The organism is Limibacillus sp. MBR-115, from assembly GCF_040549425.1.
GTDB classification, from domain to species: Bacteria; Pseudomonadota; Alphaproteobacteria; order Kiloniellales; family CECT-8803; genus Limibacillus; species Limibacillus halophilus.
This window is the reverse complement of sequence record NZ_JBEPTJ010000005.1, coordinates 203700-229302: the sequence shown is the minus strand read 5'-3', so window position 1 is coordinate 229302 and position 25603 is coordinate 203700. Positions and strand designations below refer to the sequence as shown.

Below are 25603 nucleotides of genomic sequence, written 5' to 3'. Positions count from 1 at the left end.
TAACAAGTGCCCCCTGATCGGGAAATCCTCATTCCATGAGGACTTCACGAGACAGGATGCAGCTACAGGAGACCATCATGAAAGAAGCACCCAAGGCGGTTCATGTCGTAGGCGGCGGACTTGCTGGCAGCGAAGCTGCCTGGCAGCTGACCCGTGCCGGTGTCCCCGTCATCCTGCATGAAATGCGTCCGGTCCGTAAAACCGATGCCCATCATACAGACGGGCTTGCGGAGCTGGTTTGCTCCAACTCCTTTCGTTCGGATGATGTCGAGTACAATGCCGTGGGCCTGTTGCACGAAGAGATGCGCCGTTGCGATTCGCTCATCATGCGCGCTGCTGAGACTGCGAAGGTTCCGGCGGGCGGCGCCCTCGCGGTTGATCGGGATGTTTTCTCACAGGCCGTGACCGCGGCCTTGGAGGCGGAGCCTCTTTTGTCGATCCAACGTGAAGAGGTTGCCGGGCTACCACCGCAGGAGTGGGACTCAGTAATCCTTGCAACCGGCCCCCTCACCTCACCCGCGCTGGCCGAAGCCATTCGCGATGCCACCGGCGAGGGTTACCTCTCTTTCTTCGATGCCATTGCACCGATTGTGCACAAGGACAGTATCGATCTTTCCCGCGCTTGGTACCAATCACGCTACGACAAGGAAGGACCGGGCGGGACAGGTAAGGACTACATCAACTGCCCCATGGACAAAGAGCAGTACGAGGCTTTTATCCAGGCATTGCTGGACGGAGAGAAGACTGCATTTAAGGATTGGGAGGAATCGACACCCTATTTCGAGGGCTGCCTACCGATCGAAGTAATGGCCGAGCGTGGCAAAGAGACCTTGCGTTTCGGTCCCATGAAGCCGGTTGGATTGACCGATCCCCATCGCGACCGCCGCCCCTATGCGGTCGTGCAATTGCGCCAGGATAACCGCTTGGGAACCCTCTATAATCTTGTGGGCTTCCAAACCAAGCTGAAGTACGCCGAACAAGTGCGCATTTTTCAGATGATTCCAGGCCTGGAAAACGCTGAGTTTGCGCGTCTCGGCGGCATCCATCGCAATACGTTCATCAACTCACCACGGCTGCTTGATGGTACCTGCCGATTGAAGGTGGATCCCCGCTTGCGGTTTGCCGGCCAGGTTACCGGCGTGGAAGGCTACATAGAGAGCGCTGCGATCGGACTTCTTACAGGTCGATTCGCAGCATCGGAAAGACTGGGGCAAGACCTATCCCAGCCTCCGGCAACAACTGCCTTGGGCGCCTTGCTTGAGCATATAACCGGCGGTGCGGAAGCCGAAGGCTTTCAGCCAATGAATGTAAATTTCGGCCTATTCCCACCGCTTGACCCACAAACGGCCAAGCGCCTGGGAAAGCGGGAACGTAAACGCGCCTACAGCCAACGTGCCCTGGCAGACCTCGGCACATGGCTGTCAGGCGATCGTAGGGCCGCCGAGTAATTCAGAAGCGGTTCAACAATTTGGCCACCAGTAGTCGCCAGGCTCGACTAGGTGGATTGATCTGAAGTTTGCCATTAAAGGGATCGTAGCCGTATCGTGCGAAACGCTTGATATGCAAGTCCGCGATCCGCGCGAGAGACAACTGCTGTATCACTTGTCGGGGAAGATGCTTAGCCTCGCGCCGCGCCCTTGTCAGGTTTTCTTGGGCGACCTGAACATAGGCCTCGACGATTCCGGCCAGCCCCCGACTGCCGTTTTTTGAGTCCTTGCCTGACAAGGTCAGGTCGTCACGCGTCATGCCGGCCGCTCGCAGGTCCGTCATCGGTAACATTGCGCGCCCTTGCGCTGCCATGAAAGGAACGGCACGCATTATGCCGATGATTGCCCAGGCCTGTCCGACCTGACGGGCAGCCGACCAAGCTTCGGCCTCATCGGGCGCTACCGTTCGGACCGCGAGTTCTTCTATCAGGCCGCCCGTGATCTCGGTATATCGAAGGAATTCTTCCCGATCGGCGAAGGGTTCGGACTCCAGATCTGATTCGCGCGCGTCGATCAAGGCATCGAAATGCGCGCGGGGCAGTTCCAAGGACCGTATCGCCTCGTTCAAAGGTTGGATCACAGCATGACGCCGCGGCGTGCCGCTGTAGATACCCTCAATCGCCTCACGCCACCATTGCAGACGTATCTGCCCTAGCATCGGCTCGGACACACTTTCAGCCGTTCGCGCGATCTCAAGATTGAAAGCGTAGAGCGCCAGCAAAGAAGCTCGCGTCCGCTCCGGTGCCAGAAGAGTGATCAGATAGCGATCATGATCCAGCCGGCGTAGCTGGTCACTGCAATAGGAAAGGTCGTCCGTCAGGGTCATGGCCACAAGCTAGAAGGACACGGTCGGGCAGCCAAGAGGATAAAAGGCGGCGCATAATGTATTTTTCATGTCGTGACGGGTTAACATCTGAGGGAAAAAAGCTTATCTGATGTGTGTAATTCCTGAACCGATCCGGAAACGGGTCGGCTTCCAAATTTGTTTAACCTTTAAGGGGGAAGAGATGGCCTTCGAGCTTCCGCAGTTGCCCTACGCTAAGAACGCACTGGAGCCGCATATCTCCGCGCAAACTTTTGATTTCCACCATGGCAAACACCACAATGCTTACGTGGTTAAAACCAATGAGCTGCTTGCAGGCACCGCTTTGGAAGGCAAAAGCCTGGAAGCCGTGATCCAATCCGCCAAGGATTCAGGCGATAACGGCCTGTTCAATCAATCGGCCCAGATTTGGAACCACACGTTCTTCTGGAATTCCATGAAGCCAGGCGGTGGTGGCGCGCCAAGTGGTGCGATCGCCGAGAAGATCAACGCCTCCTTTGGCTCCTACGAGGAGTTTGCCAAGCAATTCAAGGCCGCCGGTGCCGGGCGTTTCGGTAGTGGTTGGGTTTGGCTGGTTGCTGAAGGCGATAGCGTTAAGATCGTTGCATCCTTGAATGCTGATACGCCGTTGGTGACGCCCGGTCAGACGCCGCTCCTGACTTGCGATGTATGGGAGCACGCCTATTACCTGGATTACCAGAACCGCCGCCCGGATTTTCTTGCAGCTTTCCTGGACCATTTAGTGAACTGGGATTTTGCAAACGCCAATCTGGCGAAAGCATAGCCCAAATGGGTTAAAGAGTTATGGGAAGGGCGTCCAACGGGGCGCCCTTTTTCTTTTGGTCTGAGGGGTATCCATCACACGCAGATGTGTCTGGCTATTACAGGCCCATTTGCTTCTTGTATTAGTGAGACCCCAGCAGAAGTTACTCAGGAGAACGAGATGAATCGACGCTGGTTCGTGAAGTCCGGGTTACTTGTCAGCGGCCTCGCAGCAATGCCGCGCGTGGCTCTCGCCGCCTTGACCCCGACCCCGCAACAGACCGAGGGGCCCTTCTATCCGCGAGAGCTCCCTCTTGATCACGACAACGACCTCCTAAAAATAGCCGGCAAATCCGGCAGGGTCATGGGGACACCGTTACACTTGTTTGGCCGTATCCTGAACACCGATGGTGCTGCAATCGACGGGGCCATCATTCAAATTTGGCAGTGCGATGCCAAAGGGATCTATCATCACCCACGCGACCGCGCGGCCGGACGCGATCCGAACTTCCAAGGCTTCGGCGAAACTCGCAGCAATGTCGAAGGCGCATGTAGATTCCGCACAATCAAACCCGTGCCCTATAGCTGGCGGGCACCCCACATCCACCTCAAGGTATTCACCCCAGACGGTACGGAAACGCTCACCACGCAGTTCTATGTCGCTGGAGACCCCGCGAATGAGCGTGACGGTATCTATCGCGCGATCGCAACGGAAGCTGAGCGAAAAGCGGTAACGTTGGAAATTGCGCAAGCTCCCGAACTAGGTGGGAATGCTCTTGCAGCTCAATTCACCATCGTGATCGGATAGCGTTCAGCGAAAGGGCTCGATTTAGCGGGTTTCAGGTCGCGGCAGGATCAACGCGGCCGCCACCCGCCGCTCCTCCGCCAGAAGAACGTTGTAGGTCCGGCAGGCAGCTCCGCTATCCATGCTGTCAAGTACCGGTCCCCGCTCGCGAACCGCCAACCTCAGTTCTTTTGGGGGCAGTACACCTTGAAGGCCGCAACCGAGTAAAAGTATTTCCAGGTCGGATGTATCGCCGAAAAGAGGTTCCAGTCTATCGATGGTGAGCTCGTCCATCGCTGTGACGTCCCATTCCAAGACGCGGTCCCGCATCAGGAGCACAGAGCCGGCATAGAGCGTGCCGGCGATACGAAACCCCTCGGCTCCGTAGCCTTCGATCAGCTTCCTGTCTTTCGGCACCATCGGACTGATGTCCATGACATGTGCCTCCCCGGAAAATTATCTAGGACGATGCTTCGGCCGCTTCCTCGGAAACCGCGGAACGGCGCACGCCTACATAGACAAGCAAAGGCACGGCCAAGCCAATCGACGAGTAAGTACCGATAATCACGCCCCACACCAACGCCAGGGAGAATCCGCGGATCACCTCGCCACCGAAAACCGAGAGTGCAACAAGCGCCAGCAATGTCGTTAGCCCGGTAATCGTGGTACGTGAAAGCGTCTCGTCGATCGATCGATTCAAGACCTCGGCCAAGGGCATTTTCTTGAATCGCCTGAGATTCTCTCTGACTCGGTCGGCTATAACCACCGTATCGTTGATGGAGTAGCCAGCCACCGTCAAGACGGCGGCGACGCTGGCCAAATTGAATTCCAATCCGGTCAAGGCAAAGAACCCAATCGTGCCAATAACATCATGCATCAGGGCAATCAGAGCGACCACGGCGAACTGCCATTCAAAACGGAACCACACATAGATGGCTATCCCAAGAAGCGCCAACACGGTTGCCAGAATGCCCGCCTCGCGAAGCTCCTGACCAACTTTGGGCCCTACCAATTCGACACGGCGATAATCGACAACCACATCGCCAATCGCCGATTTCACCTTCTCGATGGCCGCTTGCTGTGCTTCTTCCTCGCCCGGTTGCCTCTCGATGTTGATGAGAACATCGGTTGGTTCACCAAATTCCTGAAGTGTTACCTCGCCCAGGCCCAGCCCGCCGACGCGCGACCGCAGATCAGATAGGTTGGCCGCACCTTCCGTCCGCACTTCGATCAGAATACCGCCTCGGAAATCAACGCCCAGGTTCAAGCCCTTTGCCATGAAACTGCCCAGCGATGCCAAGACGATAAGCGCCGCAAAACCGAAAACAAACCACCGGCGCTCAATCATGTGGAGGTGCATGTTGGTGGAAAGACGTCGGATAAGAGCCATTTTTTTTAATCCTCCGCCCTTCAGATAGCCAAGGTCTGCGGCCGTCGCCGGCGCAGCCATGCCACAATTATCAAACGCGTCACCATGATGGCCGAGAACATTGAGGTCACAATTCCAATGGCCAGAGTAACGGCGAATCCCTTGATGGGACCGGAGCCAAAGTTGAACAACAGAACGGCGGCAATCAATGTGGTCAGATTCGAATCGACGATGGTCGTAAGCGCGCTGCGAAATCCCGATTCAACTGCGGAAACCGGGCCACGCCCATTCCGTACTTCCTCGCGAATGCGTTCAAAGATAAGGACGTTCGCATCCACCGCCATGCCAATGGTCAACACGATACCGGCGATTCCAGGCAACGTCAGTGTCGCCTGTAATCCCGACAATGCCGCCAAGATCAAAACCAGATTCGCGAGAAGTGCGATGTTGGCAAAGACCCCAAACAGTCCATACGCTGCGCCCATGAATATGATGACCAGAATCATACCCAGAACTGCGGCAATCTCACCGGCGCGAATGGAATCGGCGCCAAGGCCGGGCCCTACTGTCCGCTCCTCCAGGATGGTCAAGGGCGCAGGCAAAGCGCCGGCGCGCAGAAGCAGAGCCATATCCTGAGCTTCTTGGACCGTGAAGCGTCCGCTAATAACGCCGCTTCCGCCGAGGATCGGCTCACGGATAACCGGGGCGGAGATAACCTTGTCGTCGAGTATGATCGCAAAAATACGACCTACGTTTTCCCGTGTGGCATCGGCGAAGCGTTTAGCCCCTACTGAATCGAACGTGAAACTGACAACCGGCTGACCTTCCTGGAACGTGGGTTGGGCATCGGTCAAGGTATCGCCACTTACCATCACGCGCTTGCGCACGACATAAAGCTGAGAATCCAAGCCATCTCTCTGTGAGGCACCCGGGAGCACCTCCGATCCAGGTGGAATGGCGTCGCGGCCGGGAACGATTTCACTGTCAACAAAACGGAAGGTCATCTTGGCCGTCTGCCCCAGGATATCCTTAATCCGCTCTGGATCGTCGATCCCAGGAAGCTGTACCACGATTCGATCGCTGCCCTGACGTTGGATGGAGGGCTCCCGCGTTCCCGTTTCATCGATGCGGCGACGCACGATTTCAATGGACTGATCCATCACCGTCGCCTGCCGCTGACGAATAGCCTCCTCGGTCAGCGTCAAGGAGAACGCCGCCCCGTCCCGTCCAATCTGGAACCCTTCACTATAGTTGCGGAGCAACGCACTCACTCTGTCGCCGTCGCTACTTTCGCGAAGCGTGAAGGATACCCGGTCTCCTTGCGCGCCAAGGTCCGTGTAACCGATCTTATCTGCTCGCAGAGACAGCCGGATCGCATCCACTAGGTTCTCGAGCTGCTCCTGGATTACCGCATCCATCTGCACTTCAAGCAGCAGGTATGATCCGCCACGCAGGTCGAGACCCAAATTGATTTGCTGGTTGGGCAACCAATCCGGAAGAGCTTCCGCATCGTCCTTGGGAAGGAGATTAGGCGCTGCGAACCCCAATCCCAACAAGACGACCGCAATAATCAGGATCGATTGCCAACGTGGTATATTTATCATGGTTGCTCTATCCGGCTTACCTGAACCCGATCATCATTGGTGACCGGTGTTATTACCCCCCAATCAGATGCTTACTCGCCGTCTTTTCCAGACGGTGTCTTGGAAACCACATCCGTTATGGTCGCGCGCATAACCCGAACCTTCACGTTCTCCGCAATTTCGACCTGCACTTCGGCATCGTCAATAACCTTGGTCACGGTGCCGATGATGCCGCCGGCTGTCACAACACGGTCGCCACGGCGTAATGCTTGCACCATGGCTTTGTGCTCCTTCATCCGCTTTTGTTGCGGGCGGATCAAGAAGAAGTAAAAAACAACGAAAATGAGGATCAGCGGCAAAAAGCTGACGATATCGAATCCAGCGCCCCCGGCTGGGGCAGCCGCTTGGGCGTAGGCGGGAGAAATCAACATGTTCGACTCCTAGGTTCGCAGGCATTTCAAGTCGGGCGGACTATAACCCCCCATAGAGGAAATGCAATGCTTGCTGAACAAAGCGGCCATGCTGCGGCCTCCCGCCGATTGACCCACTTTTAGCAGAGGTCTAGGCTCCCGCCGTTTCGATAGCCTTGAGGAGATGGGACGAGCGATGAATGACCCGCAAGATGGCACCTTGGTTGCCGTGCTCACACGCATTGCGGAGGCGCTGGACCGTTTAGCGCCAAGAGCACCGAGCGCCGCTGTCGATCCGGCGGCCGAAGCGTTCGTTTGGCATGCCGACGGAGACTGGCTTGAGCCCGTCGAAAAGGTAAACCGCGTGGAGATCGAGTTGCTGCAAGGCATCGCCCGCCAACGCCAGATACTGCTCGACAATACGTTGCGATTTGCGCGAAATCTTCCTGCCAACAATGCCTTGTTGTGGGGCTCACGTGGCATGGGGAAATCTAGTCTTGTCAAAGCTGTACATGCTGAAGTTAATAAAATAAGAGAAGAAAACAGCGCGACTGCGCTTATCCTGGTTGAAATTCATCGCGAAGATATACCGAGCCTACCCAGGCTGCTCACCCGTCTTCGGAGCGAACCGCGCCGTGCCATCCTTTTTTGTGACGACCTTAGCTTTGATCAACAGGACGCTAGCTATAAATCGCTCAAGGCGGTTCTGGAGGGCGGAATTGAAGGGCGCCCAGACAATGTGATTTTCTATGCCACGTCTAACCGGCGACACCTGATGCCGCGGGATATGATCGAGAACGAGCGCTCCACGGCCATCAATCCTTCAGAAGCGGTGGAAGAGAAAGTCAGCTTGTCAGACCGTTTCGGGCTATGGCTCGGTTTCCATAACTGCGATCAGGATACCTACTTTGCCATGATCGAAGGTTACGCCAAGAGGTATGGCCTGGAAATCACCACGGAGGACCTCCACAGCCAAGCGGTCGAATGGTCAATGACGCGCGGTAGCCGCTCGGGGCGCGTTGCTTGGCAGTTTGTTCAGGATCTAGCGGGGCGCCTCGGAAAGAAGCTCGACTAGCGGGTTTCAATGCAATCAGCGTTGCGATGTTTGAGTTGGGAGGTAGCCGAGTGGGTCAACTGCTTGACTGCCCTTACGAAGCTCGAAATGCAGTTGCGGCGTTCCAACCGCACCGGTAGCCCCCACAAGGGCGATGCGTTGACCGCGCGCAACCGTTTGCCCGCGACTAACTAACAACTTGGCATTATGGGCATAAGCCGTGACCCATCCGCCGTCATGCTTGATAAGCAGAAGATTGCCGAACCCTTTCATCTCATTCGATGCATAGGCGACCACCCCGTTCTCGGCGGCTACCACCTGCGTTCCCGCGGCGGCGGCAATGTTGATACCGTCATTATGCAAGCCGCCGGCTTTCGGCCCGAAGGTGGAAAGTAACTTTCCTGCGACGGGCCAAACGAAGCGCCCTGTGCTGCTGGGAGGCTGTGGTAGCGGTGCGGGGGTTGGGCGCGTGGCACTCGTCCCCACCGACGCTTGCGCATTGGATGCCGGTTTGACGCTCGGTTTGGCGACCGGAACAGCTGTCAGGTTGGGCGCGGTTTCACCGGTCGTAGGCACCGTGGATTGAGGCACGGTACTGCCTACCGTACGGTTCTGCTGAGCATCATCGCTCTTTGGGATCACCAACCGTTGGCCTACCTGGATCGTGTAAGGCGCCGTCAGACCGTTCGCGCGGCTAAGATCCGACGTCGTGATGCCATACTGCCGAGACAGGCCGTAGACTGTCTCGCCTCGGCGGACCACATGAACGGCCGGTGCAGGTAGGCTGAGGCGTTGCCCGGTGCGCAGCAGATAGGGTGGCTGCAATCCGTTCCGCTCGATAAGCGCGCGGATTGGAAGATTATAGTAACGAGAAATCCCAAACAGCGTCTCTCCTGCCACCACGACATGTTCGTTTGGTATGGGTAAGCGTTGCTGTGATGAAGCATTTACCGGCTGACTGCCGCCATAGACAACCGGTGCCGGGCCGTTGCTCCGGCTACAAGACGCCAGGAACAGACAAGCTAAAAGCACGGTCGGTCTAAACAGCCTCTTTAACTGCATAACGGGCACGCTCCGGCAGGTGTCGCGAATCGGGCGCTGCTTCAATCTCTTTTGATGCCAGACTTACTCGGAAGGGTCCAGTATTCGGGTATCGCCGATTAGGCGGATTTGATGGCCGATGCGCGCGGAAGACCGCGAACCAATGGGACAAAACGCACTGTAGTCAGGTGCTCTTCCTGTAATCCGCTTGGGCCTCGAATCAAACGCACCACCTCTTGTTCCCGGTTCGGTCGAGCAAGGGGAACGACCATAACGCCGTCCTCCCCCAACTGATCAACCAACTTCCCCGGAATGTCCGTCGCTGCCGCCGTCACGATAATGCGTTGAAATGGCGCCTGCTCGCTCCAACCCAAATTTCCGTCGCCGACCCGCGTTGTAATGTTGCTGATCCGTAGTTGATCAAACCGGCTTTCCGCAGTCTTCAACAGCTCTCGATAGCGCTCTATGGTGTAGACGCGCCGGAACAATCGAGAAAGGATCGAGGCTTGATAGCCGGATCCGGTGCCAACCTCCAGAACCTTGATCAGGCGATTTGGTCGTAACGCCTGAGTCATCAGGGCGACAACGCCCGGCTGACTCAACGTTTGGCCGCAACCAATTGGAAGCGTCCGGTTCTCGTAGGATTGGTCCTGAAAGGGTGCCGGCACGAAGGTTTCACGCGGAATACGCTCAATGGCCGCCAACACTGCCGTATCAACGATACCGCCTCTGCGTAGTTCCATGATCAGCCGTATCTTGCGGGCTTCCAGAGTCATTGCATCCTTTCCCTAAGCTCATCGAGCATCGGCGAGAAAGTCAGGTCAAGGTGAAGCGGTGTTACCGAAATATAGCCCGCAGCGACGGCTGCAAGGTCGCTCTCGTTTTCCGTTGTACGATCACTCAGGTAGCTGCCAATCCAAACATAAGGACGCCCGCCGGGATCTATGCCTTCAACGACGTTGGTGGCGTCCTGCCGCTTGCCTTGGCGACAAATGCGCAAGCCCAATACATCCTTGGGCTCCCGGTCTGGAAAATTCACATTCAAGAGAACTTCAGGGTGGCAAGAACACACCGCAAGTCTTGAAATAATATCGGGTCCTAGTTCCAGGGCGGTTTGCCAGCGATAGGGATTATCCCCTCCCCCTGCCATGGAAAACGCCATGGAACGGAAACCCAGCAAAGCGCCCTCCATCGCTGCTGCCACGGTACCCGAATAGGTTACGTCTTCACCAAGATTGCTGCCAAGGTTTACGCCTGAAAGGATCAAATCCGGTTGTTTCTGATCTTTCAGGATCGATCGCGTTGCGACCAGAACACAATCGGTCGGCGTGCCATCGACGGAAAATCGCCTCTCCTCCAACTGACGGACCCGAAGGGGGCGCCGCATGGTTAGAGAATGGGATGTTGCGCTCTGTTCGACATCAGGGGCAACAACCCAGACATCGTCGCTCAAGCTCTCCGCGACCCGCCTCAAGACCTTGATTCCTTCGGCATGTACACCATCGTCATTTGTGACGAGAATACGCGCCTTGGATAGGTCTGGAAGCGGTTCAAGCACGTCCTGTGATCCTTTCCAGCCCACCCATCAGTGGGCGTAAAACTTCAGGGATGGTGATGCTGCCGTCTGCTTCCTGGTAATTTTCCATCACCGCAATCAAGGCCCGCCCGACCGCAACTCCTGAACCATTCAAGCTGTGGAGGAAGCCGGTGCCTTTGTCTTCCTTGCTACGGAAACGGGCTTTCATGCGACGCGCTTGGAAATCGCCACAGTTAGAACAGCTTGAAATCTCGCGGTAGGTATCCTGTCCAGGCAGCCAAACCTCGATATCATAGGTTTTGCGGGCGCCAAAGCCCATGTCTCCGGTAGACAACACGACGGTACGATAAGGTAGCTCCAGCAGGCGCAGGACTTCTTCTGCGCACGCTGTCATCCTTTCATGCTCGGCTCCGGAATCCTCGGGCAACGTGACGGAAACCAACTCTACCTTCTCGAACTGGTGCTGGCGCAACATCCCGCGGGTATCCCGACCGGCCGCCCCCGCCTCTGACCGAAAACAGGGCGTCCAGGCTGTAACACGAAGCGGTAACTCACCCGCATCCAACATTTGACCAGCGACCAAATTCGTCAGTGGCACCTCTGCGGTAGGGATAAGCCATCGGTCATCGGTCGTTCTAAACAGATCTTCGCCAAACTTAGGGAGTTGACCAGTACCAAACAAAGCCTCGTCACGCACCAGATAGGGCGGCGCCACTTCAAGGTAACCGTGCTGCTCAGTGTGGAGATTGATCATGAACTGGGCCAGCGCCCTATGAAGCCGCGCGATCGCACCATGCAAAACAGTGAATCTGGCACCCGCCAGACGGCCAGCCTGCTCGAAGTTCAACCCACCGAGCGCTTCGCCGATTTCAAAATGCTGCTGCGGTGTAAAGTCGAACTGCCGAGGGGTACCCCACCGGCGTATCTCAACATTCGCCTTCTCATCATCGCCGACCGGCACATCTTCAGCAGGGATATTAGGAATTCCCGCCATCAACTGATCGAGCGAGTGCCCGGTATCCCGCTCCTCGGCTTCCAATTCGCTCATGCGTAGCTTCAACTGCGCGACTTCTTGCACTTCAGCCTCAGCGTCCTCGCCTTTGCGCTTTTTATCTCCGATTAATCGAGATATCTCGTTTCGACGGGTTTGCAGTTCTTGTAATGCTGTTTGCGTTGCGCGGCGGCGCTTGTCCAAAAGCAGCAAATCCCGGGACAGAGGCGAAATGCCGCGCTTCCCCAACGCGCTATCGAGGTCCTGTGGGTTCTCGCGAATCCATTTGATGTCGAGCATAGATACTTCGCTTTGGCGAATCGGGTTTAAAATGGTGACTGGAAGGCCTTATAAAGCCCCGAAGGCGCTGAGGTCTAGAGAAGAAGCACTGTCTTTTCAGCCATCTGACCGCAGCAAGCCGGAAACATACGGCTTTTTATCAATCGGTGCCGGTCTCGTCATCCAACTCCCGCTCCATTTCCTCCTCACGTTCTTCCCTTTTCTTCTCAACGAGTTTGGCCATCCAGATGGACACCTCATAGAGAATGATAATCGGAACCGCGAGGCTAATCTGGCTTAAGGGATCGGGAGGTGTAAAAATCGCAGCGACAACAAAAACACCAACAATTGCGTACTTCCGTTTGGCCCTCATTCCCTCGGAACTAGCCATGCCGACGCGCGCCAACAAGGTCATGATGACCGGCAACTGAAAGCATAGGCCAAATGCAAATATCAACTTCATGACCAGGGAAAGGTATTCGTTGACCTTCGCTTCAAGCTGCACGGCGAGGCCACCCTCGTTTGCCGGAACCTCGAAACTCAAGAAAAATTCCCAGGCCATCGGCATAATCGCGTAATAGACCATCGCGCCGCCGATGAAAAAAAGAATTGGACTGGCAATCAGGAAAGGCGCCAGCGTGCTTTTTTCATGCTTGTACAGCCCTGGCGCAACGAACAACCAAATCTGCGAGAGAAAAATTGGGCAGGCGATGAAGGCGCCGAAGAAGAAGGCGACTTTGACGTGGGTAAAGAACACTTCCGTCAAATCCGTGAAGATCATCCTGCGCTGATGTTCGGGTGTACTCCGTTCAAGCAGAATGTCCGCTAGTGGCTGAACCAGGAAGTTGTAAAGTTCCTGTGCAAAAAAGAAGCAAATGACAAAGAAAACAAAAAGCGCGATCACGCTGTAGAGCAGCCGCTGACGAAGCTCTATCAGATGCTCTAGCAGAGGCATTTTGTTCGCGTCGGCGGAATCGTCGCTCATCTATTGCTGCCTCAGGATTCGCCCTTGTCGGGCTGTTTGGATTCGGACTTTTGCTCGGGGGCGCTAGTTGGCGCGGCTTTATCCGCCGGTTTAGGCGCCTCCGCTTCCGGCGAGCTCGGTTTCGGAGAGGATTTCAACGCAGCGGCGCTGGTTGTCTTGTAAACAGGCGCCTTTTCGACTTTCGATTCTTTGGCCTCATCGCCGGGCATTGCCTCTGCATCTTGTTGCAGGCTACGCGCTTCTTTAGCGACATCGCCGGTAGGGTCAACGGTGTCTTCCAGTATTTTCTTAGGGTTGAGATTGCTGGCACCTTCAATCGACTTCCGTGCCTCGCTAAGCTCGGACTCCCTGATCATGTCATCCAGACCGGATTGAAAGTCCCGCGCGACCGTCCGAATTTTTCGGACCCAGTGACCGACGGTGCGCATCGCGCCCGGCAAATCCTTAGGGCCGATCACCACGAGAGCAATCAGCGCGATGATCGCCATCTCGGTCCAGCCGATGTCGAACATGGATGCCTAAGTCCTCAGAATGCGTGGCATTAACGCCGACGCAGCGTTGCCTACAGGGCACAAGCCGTGAAACAAGATCAGCCGTTGGCCGCCTTCTTCTCGGTCTCTGATTCGCTTTCGCTCGAAGACGCGTCGGTCGTCGTTGCCTCGTCGCTCTTGATCGCCTTCGGAGTTTCGCTTTCGGCTTCGGCTTTCTTCTTCTCTTCTTCCTTCAAGCCTTTTTTGAAGGCATTGATTCCGGATCCCATGTCTTTCATGAGCTTCGGAATCTTTCCGCCGCCGCCAAACAACAACAAAACAACCGCCAGAACGATCAACCAGTGCCAAACACTAAAACTTCCCATCGGGGATTCTCCCTGAGCTTACCGCTGCATTCCTGCAGAACGGAACAATACCATGATCCCATGCGAGCTCGCTGGCCCGCTTCATACCCTATCTAGCAGTGCTAAGAGGGAAAACAAAGGCCTGACTGCGATCAAGTTGGATTTCAAGACGCTCACCTTCTTGTGGCAGGAAACGCCCAGGCACACGTGCGTGGAGATGGAGATGACGCCCATCGCCGTTACAAACACTGAGATGAATCAAGCTTGTTCGCCCCAGCAGCCGTGCTGCCAACACCGTTGCACTGCCTTTTCCTTCTGGCGAGCCAGCCCCTTGCCCAGCCATCAATTGCAAAGCTTCCGGACGGATGAGGACTTCCACGGCGCTGCCCTCATCCAATTTTGCACAGTCTAACCGCCCGAACGGCGTATCGACCTGCCGCTGTGTGACGGTTCCCTCAAATCGGTTGGTATCTCCCAGGAATGCCGTCACGAAAGCATTTGCCGGTCGAAAATAAAGATCGGCAGGTGTGCCGATTTGCATCAATTTCCCGCCCTGCATGACGGCGATCCGGTCCGCCATGAACATTGCTTCCTCGGGATCGTGCGTTACGAGAAGCGTAGCTGCGCCCACTTCTTTGAGAACATGCAAGGTCTCGTCACGGACTTGCCCGCGCAGGCGTGTATCCAACCCTGAAAAGGGTTCATCCAAAAGCATTACGCGCGGCCTTGGCGCAAGGGCTCTTGCCAGGGCGACGCGCTGTTGCTGACCGCCTGAGAGTTGATGTGGGTAAACTTGGGCACTGTCGGCCATCCCGACTAGCTGCAAGCTCTCCATCGATTGAGCGCGGCGGGCCTCAGCCCCCAATTTCTGCAGACCAAATCCTACATTCTCCAGGACGCTCAAATGGGGAAAAAGTGCGAAATCCTGAAACACCAAGCCGACGTTACGGGCCTCGGGCGGATCGTCCCTTCGGCCATCTGCAACTACTGAACCATCCAGGCTTACCTTGCCTTGCTGCAAGCGCTCAAGGCCCGCCGCTACGCGCAGGGCTGTCGTTTTCCCGCAACCGGACGGACCAAGCAGGCAAACGACCTCCCCAGCTTCGACGGACAAGGTCAAGCCATCAACGGCATGCAGACTGCCATACCAATGATGTACGGTCTCGAGAGATAGCATGAAGGGACTGCTTTATCCTATTGTGGTGCAAGCACGATGCGATGTTACCGAAAGTATGCCTAAAGATAGGAAGAAAGTGACTTCAATACGAGGATTCCCTTTCTTCATCTTCGTTGTCTGACGCGTCGTCCTCCTGGTCGACGTCATCACCGATGTCAGGGGTCTGGATATCCGCGCCAAAATCCTCGGCAAGCGCGATATCGACCTCGCTTTCATCCAGTTCGTCTTCCTCGAATTCATCATCCGTGTCTTCAAATCGGCTACGAGACCTTTCGCCCATATCCTCTGCGTCGTCGGCATCCATAACGGCTGTCAGCATCCCCCGAGATGTAAGTGCGGTCAGGGCTGGCCGTTTATCGAGCAGGCCTGCAGCCTTGAGTTCCTCGATACCGGGAAGTTCGTCGATGGCCTCAAGCCCGAAGGTATCGAGAAACGACTGTGTCGTGCCCCAAGTCACCGGCCGCCCTGGTGTGCGCCGTCGCCCGCGTGGTCGAATCCAACCGGCTTCCAGGAGCACATCGAGCGTGCCTTTCGACATCGCCACGCCTCTGATTTCCTCGATCTCCGTACGCGTCAGCGGCTGGTGATAAGCAATAATGGCCAGGGTCTCAACCGCAGCCCGCGACAATTTGCGCATCACGGTCTGTTCGATACGCATGTGCGGCGCCAAGTCCTGCGCCGTGCGAAATGCCCAAGCTTCACCCACCCTTTGCAGAACGACGCCCCGATTGGCGTAACGCGCCTTGAGATCCACAAGGGCCGTTTCCAAGTCAAGGTCATCGGGAAAATGACGCTGTAGCTGCTTGACCGTCATGGGATCCTTGGCTGCAAACAACAGCGCTTCAAGCAATCTTAGATGATCGTAAGATTCAGTCATTTGCTCGTAGGTTTGCTGCGGATGAAGAGTGGGCCAAAGGTACTGTCCTGTCGGATCTCAACCTTCCCGGTTTTTGCTAGCTCTAAGGACGCCGCGAAGGTAGAGGCGAACGCAGATCGCAGTACCAGATTATCCCTTATATCCGAAGGCAGGAACGATGTAAGGCTGTGCCAATCCGGAAGGTTCCCCAGGAACCGATTCAATCGTTGAATCGCTTCTTCGACGCTGTAGAGATCGAAAGCCTGAATATGGAGGCTGGTCGCCTTGACCCTGACATGGTGCCGACTATAGGCCCGTAGCAAATCAAAAAGCGTGACTTCGTACTGGGATTCCTGCACGACATCGATGGGTTCTGGTGCGCCTCGTGCAAAGAAATCCTGTCCTAACCGCGGACGCTCCATCAACTGTTTGCCCGCGTTTTGCATAGCTTCGAGCCGCTGCAGTTGGAATCGTAAGGAGGCAGCCAAGGCGGTAGCGCTCGGCTCTTCCCCATCGTCCTTTAGCGCCGGTAAAAGCAGGCGCGACTTCAGGTAAGCAAGCCAGGCTGCCATCACCAGATAGTCTGCAGCCAACTCAAGGTTGATCGCCTGTGCGCGGCGAATGAATTCGAGATATTGATCCGCTAGTTTGAGCATGGAAATCTGGAGGATATCAACCTTCTGATCCCGCGCCAGTTCAAGCAGAACGTGGATTGGCCCTTCGAAGCCCTCCAAATCCAGACGTAATTCGTCTCGCGTTGCACCGCGAACCTTCTCAGGGTCCTCGTTGAATGAGTTTGTGCTCTGTTCGCCGTCACCCGCCATAAGGACGCATCACCTCTATCTCAGGCGCTTACCAACAAACTTTCAAGCCGCGCCAGCTCCGCTTCGACATCGAATGTCGTTTGTCTTTGCTGACGCAGCGCTTCGCCCCGCGCGAGCCTGGTAAATGCAGCGCTTTTCAGTTCATCACACCCCGCGGCGACATCTTGCATCTCTGAAATATCGCCATTGCAGTGCAGAACTACATCGCAGCCGGCAGCCAAGCTGCGTTCGGCCCTCAACTGATAATCCCCCCGCAGCGCTTTCATGGATAGATCATCGCTGATCAACAGTCCATCAAAGCCTAGTTCATGGCGGATCAGACTGACAACCGTTGACGATTGCGTCGCTGGGTTACCGGAATCCAAGGCTTCATAAACGATGTGCGCTGTCATCGCCCAAGGGGCCTGATTGAGGGCGGCAAAGGGTTTGAAATCCTGCTCGCGAAGGGTCGCGAGATCTGCGGCAACGCGCGGCAATGCCATATGGCTGTCCTCGCTCGCCCGGCCGTGCCCAGGAATATGTTTGATAACCGGCAAGACACCGCCATCCAACAATCCGTCGCACACGGCACTCCCGAGATCACCGACCGATGCGGGCGTTGTGCCATAAGCGCGATCGCCAATGATGTCGTGAGCCCCTTCTATACGCAAATCCAAGACCGGAGCACAACTCACTGTAATGCCCAGTGCCAATAGCTCTGCCGCTTGTAATCTGGCATTGGTTCTAGCGGCTTGGCAGCCGACCTCTGCATTTGCGCGATATAGGTCGGCAAAACGTGCCGCAGGCGGCGCATCGCGCCAGTAGGGCGGTCGCAACCGCTGCACGCGCCCCCCTTCCTGATCGATCAAAACAGGCGCATGGGGATCATCGATACAGCTTCGCAAAGCGTCGATAAGCTTCTTCAACTGGTCGGGATTTTCAACGTTCCTTGCGAATAGGATAAATCCCGTCGGACGCACCTCCCGGAAGAATGCCCGTTCGTCCGCGGTCACGCTTGTGCCGGAACAGCCGAAGACTGCTGAGAGCATTATACCCGTCCCGTGTCGCCGCCCCTCAGGGGGCCACCACGATGCAAGGTTGGCCGCGACCCTTTAATTGCGCGCAGATATCACTGGCGGTTTCACGGCTTGGCAATGGGCCTCCCTGAATTCGATAGAATATCCCCTTGTCTTGAAGATCGACCCGCTGGATATCCAGCTTCAAGCCACCAAGCAAATCCTTGTTAGCTTGTTGTACCCTTGCCCACTCCGACCGGGCGGCATCTTCTGTCTTAAGGGATGCAAGCTGGACTTTGAAACCGCTAACTTGGCCAACCTGCGCCAGCTGCTGTGTCTGCGGATCGGCGGCCGGTGCAATTGGCGGTTCTGACGCCGTAACCTCCTCAGGGGCGTCGGCAGTGCCCTTGGCATCGGTGTTGGCCGCATCAAGTTCAGCCATCTGGATCAAAGATGCGATGGGATCGCTGCTCTCGCTTGCAGCGGCCTCCTCTGCATCCGAAACGGCTTTGGCTGTCGCCGTTGCCGACTCCACCATCGGCGCGGGATCTTCGGCGGGTTGGACGATCATAGGTTCCTCCGGCGGTGGTATGATGCGTTCGACCTCCTGACCCTTGGAAGTCTCATTCAAAACCAACGCGTCCTGATAGGGAACCGTCAGGCCACCACGCTCGCTCGGCGCTTCTTTTTCCGGTGTCTGATCAGCGGCGACGACAGGCACCTGACTTTCCGCAATCTCCCCCGTACCCCAATTGTACGCATATACAACAAGCGCACCAAAACCGCCGAGCACCAAAAGCAAGCTGCCGATCCGGATGCCAGATCGCAAGAGACTGCGGGATCGGCGAGCCGCCTGCTGCCGCGAGATATCCTCCTCGCTTATGACCGGGCGATCGAGGTCATCCACTGATTGCCAGCCGCGCTCATAAGGATTGGAAGCCATTTCTACATCTCCTCGACCGGCTCCACGCCCATCACTGCTAGCCCGGAGGCGATTACCGTTGCCAATGCCTGAACCAATGCAAGGCGAGCCCTCGTCAATTCCGGCTGGTCGTCAAGCAGGAAGCGAAGCTGTGCATCGTCCCGCCCTTTGTTCCAAAGCTGGTGGAAGGCCGCCGCTAGATCGTAGAGATAAAACGCCACACGATGCGGCTCGTAAGCCTCAGCCGCCCCTTCCACTACTTTGGGCCAGCCTGCCATGACCTTGATCAAAGCAAGCTCTTCGGGATCGGTCAAGAGATTGTAGGGCGCGGCGAGCATACCCACAGTATCTTGTGGAATTTCAGGCATTTCGGATGCGGCATGTCTGAGCACCGAACGACAACGAGCGTGCGCGTACTGAACGTAAAACACCGGATTCTCGCGACTCTGCTCCATAACCTTTTCCAGGTCGAACTCAAGGTGCTGATCGCTTTTGCGCGTCAACATGATGAAGCGGAGCGCGTCCTTGCCGACCTCGTCGATGACATCTTGCAACGTGATGAATGTACCGGCCCGTTTCGACATCTTCACGGGGTCGCCGCCACGCAGCAGCTTAACGAGCTGGCACAGAACTATGTGCAGTGTCCCCTCTCCCTCGGTCAAAGCCTTGACCGCGGATTGCATGCGCTTGATGTATCCGCCGTGGTCGGCGCCCCAAACATCGATCTGCAACTTGTAGCCGCGTCGGAATTTGTCCAAGTGATAGGCCATATCCCCGGCAAAGTAGGTCCAGGTTCCATCAGATTTCTTGAGGGGACGATCCACATCATCGCCAAAATCCGTCGACCGAAAGAGCGTCTGCGGGCGAGGCTCCCAATCATCCGGCTTCATACCTTTCGGCGGCTCCAGCACCCCTTCGTAGATCAGCCCGCGTGCTTTAAGGAAGCTGGCCACCTCCTCGACACCGCCCGCTGCAACCAATGCGCGCTCCGAACTGAATTCATCCTGATGAATGCCAAGTGCCGCCAAGTTGTTCCGGACCTCAGTCATGAGTGCGTCAATTGCAAAGCTCCGGACACGTGGAAACCATTCCACTTCCGGCAATGTCACCAGGGAATCACCTTCGGCTTCTGCCAAGGCCTGACCAACATCCTTCAGATAATCACCGGGGTAGAAACCTGGCGGAATCTCTCCGATATCCTCGCCGAGCGCTTCGCGGTACCGCAGATAGGCCGACTGGGCAAGCGTATCCACTTGGGTGCCTGCGTCGTTGATGTAGTACTCTCTACAGACGTCATAGCCGGCTTTTTCCAGGATTGCGGCCAAAGCATCGCCGACGACCGCGCCGCGGGCGTGTCCAACCGTCAAGGGACCTGTGGGGTTCGCAGATACGTACTCAACGTTCACTTTCCGCCCACCACCGAGCTCGCAACTACCGTAGTCGGTGCCAGCCTGGATAATTTCACGCAGCCGCTCCTGCCAAAAGAGATTGGAAAGGCGTAGATTGATGAAGCCCGGGCCTGCCACCTCGCTGGCCGAAACGTCCGGCAACAATGCCAGGCGCGCTGAAAGCTTCTCGGCAAAAGCGCGCGGGTTCATGCCCGCTGCCTTGGACAAGACCAAGGCCGCATTGGTTGCCACATCCCCATGGTTCGTATCGCGCGGCGCTTCTGCGGAGACACGCTGTAGATCCAGGTTTGGCGGGACCTCGCCCGCCGCCTGCATTTCGCCTATCACAACATTAATTTTTTGAGAGAAGTAATTGAAAATGTTCATGTATCTACTATCGAATAGAGGTCGAAGAGCTTCTTGTGCTCCTTAAGGGCATAGGAATCGGTCATCCCGGCGATGTAGTCCCCAACGAGCCGTGCTGCTGCGATCTTATCGACAGAATTTTCCGCGCGATCACGCCATTCATCAGGCAGACATTCCGGCTCCGCCAAATAGCATTCGAACAAATCCCGCACTACTTGTCTCGCCTTGCGCCGTGTCCGGTTGACGCGGAAGTGGCGGTACATACGCTCGAACAGGAAGGCGCGCAAGAGCTTCTCCTGTTCACGCAGCGGCTCGGAGAACCCAACGACTGGTCTACCAATCGTGCGCACGGCATCAGGGCTATCAAGGCCAGCTTCAATCGCCCGCCGCCGGGTTTCCGCAATAAGATCATCAACCAGAAGCGTAATCATGCGCCGCACGCCTTCATAGCGCAGCCGTCTGGGCGCCAGATCAGGGAACTGCCCGCGCAACTGAGCAAAGATGTCTCCGACGCCTGGAACGCATTCTAGGTCCGACACCGAGAACAGGCCTGCTCTTAGTCCGTCATCTACATCATGGCTGTTGTAAGCAATATCATCGGCCAGCGCCGCGACCTGTGCTTCGGCGCTTGGGAAGCCGCCGAGTTCCAGCGACCATTCGGCATCGAAGGCTGCGATTGACGCACGGACCGGTCGCTGGCGAGCACCTCCCAGTGGGCCATTGTGCTTGACGATCCCCTCCAGTGTCTCCCAGGTCAGGTTCAAACCGTCATAAGCAGCGTAAAGCCGTTCCAGTTCCGTCACGATACGGAACGTCTGCTCGTTGTGATCAAAACCGCCATAGGGCTCCATCGCCGCATGGAGAGCATCCTCACCAGCATGCGAAAACGGCGGATGTCCCAAATCATGGGCGAGCGCACAGGCTTCTGCTAAATCCTCGTTAAGTTCCAAAGCGCGGGCGATCGAGCGGGCGATTTGCGCGACTTCCAAGGAATGCGTAAGGCGTGTCCTATAGTAGTCCCCCTCATGAATCACAAAAACCTGTGTCTTGTACTGGAGCTTGCGAAAGGCACCAGCATGCAGAATCCGATCACGGTCACGCTGGAAATCCGAGCGTGTTTGACTGGTCTCTGCGGGGTAGCGTCGTCCCCTACTCTGTTCAGGGCGGCAGGCCAGTGCCGCTAATGATTTTTCCGTCATGGCAGGCAAGCTACTCTCTCCGCAGTCTCCGGGTAAACCGGCATTTCTATGATGCCCCTTGGACAGTTGCTATCTAAGGCTTACATTAAGGGCAGTATTGTAGCGGAGCAGCCCCCGAATGAGCGAAATGACGACGGTCCAACGAGCAACGCAGAGTCTTAGCCTGACCGAGAACGCCGCTAAGCGTATTGCTTGGCTGATGCAACAGGAGGAGCAATCAAACCTGATGCTACGCATTGCCGTGTCAGGGGGTGGATGCTCCGGTTTTCAATACGGCTTTTCCTTCGATGATAGTACCAATCCGGACGACGTGACCTTTGAGCGCGATGGTGCCAGGGTCGTGATCGACCAGATGTCGCTGGAGTTGTTGAGCGGGTCCCAGGTCGATTTCGTCGAGGATCTGATGGGGGCTTACTTCAAGATCGAGAACCCGAATGCAACGGCATCCTGCGGGTGTGGAACGTCTTTCGCAATTTAGATCGACCGCTGCCGTTCAGTAGCTTTCCTTCTGACAGAGCAATGAGCAATTGGTAGGATGTAGTCGGCGACCCCGTGGGGCCGCACGGCACCTAGTCTATTGATTTCTGTAACCTCGGGATTCCACGCAAATGGTTAAAGTCGCCACCTGGAACGTCAATTCGATAAACGCACGGCTGCCCAATGCGACAGCCTGGATCAAGCAAGCAAAACCCGATGTCCTGTTGTTGCAGGAAATCAAATGCGAGGCCGACAAGTTCCCGCTGCTGGAGATTCAAGCGTTGGGCTATCACTGCGCCATACATGGGCAAAAGAGTTACAACGGTGTTGCGATCCTTTCGCGCGATCCCCTTGAGATTACACAAGAAGGCCTGCCCGGTGACCCGGATGATCAGCAGGCGCGATATCTGGAAGCCAGGACCGCCGGTATTCGCGTCGCCAGTATCTACCTGCCAAACGGCAATCCCGTGGACACGCCGAAGTTCCAGTACAAACTGGATTGGATGGACCGCCTCAAGGTTCATGCCGCCACGCTCCTGAAAACGGAAGAAGCCATCATTCTCGGTGGCGATTACAACTGCATTCCCGAACCACGGGATTGCTACGACCCAAAGGCATGGGCCGGTGATGCGTTATTCAAACCGCAGACGCGCGAAGCATTGAGGGAAATTGTGGCGCTTGGATATTACGAGGCCTTCCGGGAAATCCATCCCCAGCGGGTTGCTTACAGTTTCTGGGACTATCAGGCCCGCGCATGGGATGCCGACCATGGCATTCGCATTGATCATCTGTTGTTGTCGCCGCAAGCGGTCGATCTTCTGGAGGACTGCGATATCGACCGTGAACCACGCGGCCAGCCAAAGGCGTCAGACCATACACCCGTTTGGTGCACCTTGGCCGCCTAATGGCATTTCTCCCGCTCTTCGACCGCAATCCCCGGATCCGTATTGAGCGCCCCTGGATTACCTATGGACTGATTGCGCTTTGCGTCCTGGTATTTCTCTACGAGATATCCGGCAACACCCGTGAGTTTCAGCGGGTGGTATTCACCTATGGCACAATACCGGCGGTACTCTTTGGCGACAGGCAACCGGCCGCGTGGATGTTGACGCCTTGGCTAACCGTCCTGACATCCATGTTTCTGCACGGTAGCTGGTGGCACCTCATTGGTAACATGCTGTTCCTGCGCGTGTTCGGTGATAACACCGAAGACGCCATGGGACATGGTCGATTTCTTATCTTCTATTTGCTGTGTGGTGTTGGTGCGACTTTGGCACACGCCGTTGCTCAGCCCGGTTCCCTGCAGCCAATGGTCGGCGCGAGCGGCGCGATCTCCGGTGTTCTGGGAGCCTATCTACTACTCCATCCTCGCGCCACGATAATGGCGCTGGTCGGCTGGCTCGTCATTCCCGTTCCCGCGTATTTGATGCTCGGAATTTGGGCACTGTTTCAGCTCTTTTCGGCCTTGGGTAGCGGCGGCGCCACCAGTGGTGTCGCCTGGTGGGCGCACGTCGGCGGCTTCCTGCTTGGCATGGCCCTCACGCCCCTATTCAAACGTGCGACTGCTCCTTATGGCGGTATCTACGGCTTGAAACAGGGGGTGCAGCTGCGCAGGCGCAAACACCAGGAAACGCAAAATCCCGGAAACGATGAACCCGAGAGTCCCGGGCCATGGGGATAGGGCTTACTCGCCGCCGTAACGGGCCATTAGTTCCGCCACGCGTTCGGCTGGCACCTTCTCGAAAAGAATAGGCGGCACCTGGAAGGGCTGACCCGCTTTGATGGCAGTCAATTCTTCACGAATCGCGCGCCCTGGCCATTCCGGATTATCTTCCAGCCCCAAGCTTTCAAGGAGCTTTCCCGCATTCTCAGGGATTACCGGATGTGCAAGGGTCGCAAAGAGCCGAATCAAGTTGATGGCCGTGCGAACGGATACCGCCGCTTGATCACGATCCGTCTTGATCGTTGTCCAGGGTGCAGCATCGGTCAGATATTCGTTCCCCAGAACCCAAATAGCTCGAAGGTCGGAAAGCGCCTTTCGAACCTGTACGGCTTCCATGTTCTCCGCATAGCTGGAGATCAGTCGTTCCAGGCCGCTCGCGAGCTTGGCTTCCGCCGCCCCCCATGTGCCGCCGTCTGGCACCGTGTCGCCAAACCGCGCCGTTGTGAACTTGAGCGTCCGGTTGACGAAGTTGCCCAGAACGTCAGCAAGGTCCTTGTTGATGCCATCGACGAAACTCTGCCAGGTGAAGGAGCTGTCACTACCCTCCGGCGCGTTGGCCATCAACCAATAGCGATAGTAATCCGACGGGAACTCCTCCAGCGCCATGTCCATGAAAATTCCACGCTTCTGGCTGGTCGAGAATTTGCCGCCATAATAGGTCAGCCAATTAAAACCTTTGATGAAATCAACAGCCTTCCAATCCTCCCCTGAACCGAAGAGCGTGCAAGGAAAGCTGACCGTGTGAAACGGCACGTTGTCCTTAGCCATGAACTGCAGGTATCGCAGATCCTTCGCCTTGCCATCCCACCAGCTACGCCAGTCTCTATTCTCCGGGTCCAGGTCGGCCCATTCTTTGGTCGCGCCGATGTATTCGATAGGCGCATCGAACCAAACATAAAAAACCTTGCCCTCAAAACCCGGCCGATCAACAGGTACACCCCAGGACAAGTCGCGCGTGATGCAGCGGTCATGCAACCCCTCGTCCAGCCATTTCAGGGCAATCGAACGTACCAGATTTGGCCAATCGTGCTTGCTGTTGATCCAGGACCTCAGTTGATCGACGAAGCTGCTTTGCAGCAGGAACAGGTGCTTAGTTTCCCGAACCTCCAGATTCTTCGATCCCGAGACCGCTGACCGAGCATCGATAAGGTCGGTAGGTTCCAGCAGTCGCGTGCAATTTTCACACTGATCGCCGCGCGCCCGTTCGTAACTGCAATGTGGGCAGGTTCCCACGATGTAGCGATCAGGCAGATAGCGCGCATCATCCACGGAATAGACCTGACTGATGGTTCGCTCCTCGATATGACCATGCTCGTCGAGTTTCTTACAGAAATGCTGCGTCAGCTCCGCATTCTGCGGGCTGGAGCTACGCCCGAAGTGATCGAATGAAAGTTGGAACCGCGCACCGATCGCTGCCTGGATGGTATGCTGCTCACGGCAATACTCTTCAACCGACTGCCCCGCTTCCAGGGCTGCCAGTTCAGCCGGCGTACCGTGTTCGTCGGTTGCGCAGATGTAGAGCACGTCATGGCCACGCATCCGCATGAAGCGCGCATAAACATCACCGGGCAGCATGGAGCCGACCAGATTTCCCAAATGTTTTACACCATTAATGTAGGGAAGCGCCGATGTGATGAGTATGCGAGCCATTTCAATCCTTGTTCGTCAGCGGCAAGGCTGTCGCTATGCCATAGTCAGTGAAAACGCGCCAAGCTATAGGACAAGCTGCCGTCGAC

27 protein-coding genes are annotated in these 25603 nt (G+C 56.3%); 7 read left to right on the top strand and 20 right to left on the bottom strand.

Going from position 1 to position 25603, the window contains the following annotated elements; translation table 11 throughout:
- Window positions 1-77 precede the first annotated feature (77 nt).
- On the top strand, window positions 78-1448 hold the full coding sequence (trmFO, locus tag ABIE63_RS12355) for a methylenetetrahydrofolate--tRNA-(uracil(54)-C(5))-methyltransferase (FADH(2)-oxidizing) TrmFO (RefSeq protein WP_354504788.1): 1371 nt from the start codon (window positions 78-80) through the stop codon (window positions 1446-1448).
- A 1-nt stretch (window position 1449) separates the two neighbouring features.
- Here the strand turns inward: trmFO and ABIE63_RS12350 are convergent, their stop codons facing one another.
- Entirely contained in the window at window positions 1450-2313 is an 864-nt protein-coding gene (locus ABIE63_RS12350; RefSeq protein WP_354504786.1) for a phytoene/squalene synthase family protein, read from the bottom strand.
- Between the two features lie 181 nt (window positions 2314-2494).
- On the opposite strand from ABIE63_RS12350, the gene ABIE63_RS12345 reads away from it, so the two are divergent.
- Complete coding sequence (locus tag ABIE63_RS12345) at window positions 2495-3094, top strand: superoxide dismutase (RefSeq protein WP_354504785.1); 600 nt, start codon at window positions 2495-2497, stop codon at window positions 3092-3094.
- Between the two features lie 159 nt (window positions 3095-3253).
- Window positions 3254-3880 carry a protocatechuate 3,4-dioxygenase gene (locus ABIE63_RS12340; protein WP_354504784.1) on the top strand — a complete coding sequence of 209 codons (627 nt, stop codon included), beginning with the start codon at window positions 3254-3256 and terminating at the stop codon, window positions 3878-3880.
- A gap of 21 nt (window positions 3881-3901) precedes the next feature.
- Here ABIE63_RS12340 and ABIE63_RS12335 read toward each other — a convergent pair whose 3' ends face one another.
- The 4 genes from ABIE63_RS12335 to yajC form a co-directional block, all read right to left on the bottom strand.
- Window positions 3902-4291: an Mth938-like domain-containing protein gene (locus ABIE63_RS12335; protein WP_354504782.1), complete on the bottom strand. Its 390-nt coding sequence runs from the start codon at window positions 4289-4291 to the stop codon at window positions 3902-3904.
- A gap of 25 nt (window positions 4292-4316) precedes the next feature.
- The gene (gene secF, locus ABIE63_RS12330; RefSeq protein ID WP_183416377.1) at window positions 4317-5246 is read right to left on the bottom strand and encodes a protein translocase subunit SecF; all 930 of its coding nucleotides are present in this window, start codon (window positions 5244-5246) and stop codon (window positions 4317-4319) included.
- Window positions 5247-5266: 20 nt separating this feature from the next.
- The gene (gene secD / locus ABIE63_RS12325) at window positions 5267-6829 is read right to left on the bottom strand and encodes a protein translocase subunit SecD (RefSeq protein WP_354504781.1); all 1563 of its coding nucleotides are present in this window, start codon (window positions 6827-6829) and stop codon (window positions 5267-5269) included.
- Window positions 6830-6900: 71 nt separating this feature from the next.
- Entirely contained in the window at window positions 6901-7239 is a 339-nt protein-coding gene (gene yajC / locus ABIE63_RS12320) for a preprotein translocase subunit YajC (RefSeq protein ID WP_354504779.1), read from the bottom strand.
- A 175-nt stretch (window positions 7240-7414) separates the two neighbouring features.
- On the opposite strand from yajC, the gene ABIE63_RS12315 reads away from it, so the two are divergent.
- Complete coding sequence (locus tag ABIE63_RS12315; protein ID WP_183416374.1) at window positions 7415-8293, top strand: ATP-binding protein; 879 nt, start codon at window positions 7415-7417, stop codon at window positions 8291-8293.
- A gap of 15 nt (window positions 8294-8308) precedes the next feature.
- On the opposite strand, the gene ABIE63_RS12310 is transcribed toward ABIE63_RS12315, so the two are convergent.
- From ABIE63_RS12310 to ABIE63_RS12245, 14 genes are all read right to left on the bottom strand, one after another.
- On the bottom strand, window positions 8309-9334 hold the full coding sequence (locus ABIE63_RS12310) for a peptidoglycan DD-metalloendopeptidase family protein (RefSeq protein ID WP_354504778.1): 1026 nt from the start codon (window positions 9332-9334) through the stop codon (window positions 8309-8311).
- Window positions 9335-9432: 98 nt separating this feature from the next.
- Window positions 9433-10089, bottom strand: a complete 657-nt coding sequence (locus ABIE63_RS12305) for a protein-L-isoaspartate(D-aspartate) O-methyltransferase (protein WP_183416372.1) — start codon at window positions 10087-10089, stop codon at window positions 9433-9435.
- The gene (gene surE / locus ABIE63_RS12300; protein WP_183416371.1) at window positions 10086-10871 is read right to left on the bottom strand and encodes a 5'/3'-nucleotidase SurE; all 786 of its coding nucleotides are present in this window, start codon (window positions 10869-10871) and stop codon (window positions 10086-10088) included. Before surE ends, ABIE63_RS12305 begins: the two co-directional genes overlap by 4 nt.
- Entirely contained in the window at window positions 10864-12141 is a 1278-nt protein-coding gene (serS, locus tag ABIE63_RS12295; protein WP_354504776.1) for a serine--tRNA ligase, read from the bottom strand. Before serS ends, surE begins: the two co-directional genes overlap by 8 nt.
- 139 nt (window positions 12142-12280) lie before the next feature.
- On the bottom strand, window positions 12281-13105 hold the full coding sequence (gene tatC, locus ABIE63_RS12290) for a twin-arginine translocase subunit TatC (RefSeq protein ID WP_354504774.1): 825 nt from the start codon (window positions 13103-13105) through the stop codon (window positions 12281-12283).
- Window positions 13106-13116: 11 nt separating this feature from the next.
- A complete protein-coding gene (gene tatB, locus ABIE63_RS12285) occupies window positions 13117-13617 on the bottom strand; it encodes a Sec-independent protein translocase protein TatB (protein ID WP_354504772.1) in 501 nt (166 codons plus the stop codon).
- A gap of 77 nt (window positions 13618-13694) precedes the next feature.
- The gene (locus ABIE63_RS12280; RefSeq protein ID WP_354504771.1) at window positions 13695-13961 is read right to left on the bottom strand and encodes a twin-arginine translocase TatA/TatE family subunit; all 267 of its coding nucleotides are present in this window, start codon (window positions 13959-13961) and stop codon (window positions 13695-13697) included.
- An 88-nt stretch (window positions 13962-14049) separates the two neighbouring features.
- A complete protein-coding gene (locus tag ABIE63_RS12275) occupies window positions 14050-15117 on the bottom strand; it encodes an ABC transporter ATP-binding protein (RefSeq protein WP_183416366.1) in 1068 nt (355 codons plus the stop codon).
- 82 nt (window positions 15118-15199) lie between these two features.
- Window positions 15200-15994 carry an SMC-Scp complex subunit ScpB gene (gene scpB, locus ABIE63_RS12270; protein WP_354504770.1) on the bottom strand — a complete coding sequence of 265 codons (795 nt, stop codon included), beginning with the start codon at window positions 15992-15994 and terminating at the stop codon, window positions 15200-15202.
- Window positions 15991-16797, bottom strand: a complete 807-nt coding sequence (locus ABIE63_RS12265) for a ScpA family protein (protein WP_354504768.1) — start codon at window positions 16795-16797, stop codon at window positions 15991-15993. Before ABIE63_RS12265 ends, scpB begins: the two co-directional genes overlap by 4 nt.
- Window positions 16798-16817: 20 nt before the next feature.
- Window positions 16818-17825, bottom strand: coding sequence for a beta-N-acetylhexosaminidase (gene nagZ / locus ABIE63_RS12260; RefSeq protein ID WP_354504767.1), 1008 nt, complete (start codon window positions 17823-17825; stop codon window positions 16818-16820).
- A gap of 25 nt (window positions 17826-17850) precedes the next feature.
- A complete protein-coding gene (locus tag ABIE63_RS12255; protein ID WP_354504766.1) occupies window positions 17851-18735 on the bottom strand; it encodes an SPOR domain-containing protein in 885 nt (294 codons plus the stop codon).
- A 2-nt stretch (window positions 18736-18737) separates the two neighbouring features.
- Entirely contained in the window at window positions 18738-20489 is a 1752-nt protein-coding gene (gene argS, locus ABIE63_RS12250; protein WP_354504764.1) for an arginine--tRNA ligase, read from the bottom strand.
- Window positions 20486-21667, bottom strand: coding sequence for a deoxyguanosinetriphosphate triphosphohydrolase (locus tag ABIE63_RS12245; protein WP_354504763.1), 1182 nt, complete (start codon window positions 21665-21667; stop codon window positions 20486-20488). Before ABIE63_RS12245 ends, argS begins: the two co-directional genes overlap by 4 nt.
- A 118-nt stretch (window positions 21668-21785) precedes the next feature.
- On the opposite strand from ABIE63_RS12245, the gene erpA reads away from it, so the two are divergent.
- The 3 genes from erpA to ABIE63_RS12230 all read left to right on the top strand — a co-directional run bounded on the left by erpA (window position 21786) and on the right by ABIE63_RS12230 (window position 23825).
- On the top strand, window positions 21786-22145 hold the full coding sequence (gene erpA, locus ABIE63_RS12240; RefSeq protein ID WP_354504761.1) for an iron-sulfur cluster insertion protein ErpA: 360 nt from the start codon (window positions 21786-21788) through the stop codon (window positions 22143-22145).
- 130 nt (window positions 22146-22275) lie between these two features.
- Window positions 22276-23049, top strand: coding sequence for an exodeoxyribonuclease III (locus ABIE63_RS12235; protein WP_354504760.1), 774 nt, complete (start codon window positions 22276-22278; stop codon window positions 23047-23049).
- Window positions 23049-23825 (top strand): rhomboid family intramembrane serine protease, encoded by a 777-nt coding sequence (locus ABIE63_RS12230; RefSeq protein ID WP_354504759.1) that lies wholly within the window; start codon window positions 23049-23051, stop codon window positions 23823-23825. Before ABIE63_RS12235 ends, ABIE63_RS12230 begins: the two co-directional genes overlap by 1 nt.
- Window positions 23826-23828: 3 nt before the next feature.
- Here ABIE63_RS12230 and metG read toward each other — a convergent pair whose 3' ends face one another.
- Window positions 23829-25517: a methionine--tRNA ligase gene (gene metG / locus ABIE63_RS12225; RefSeq protein ID WP_354504757.1), complete on the bottom strand. Its 1689-nt coding sequence runs from the start codon at window positions 25515-25517 to the stop codon at window positions 23829-23831.
- Window positions 25518-25603: the final 86 nt, after the last annotated feature.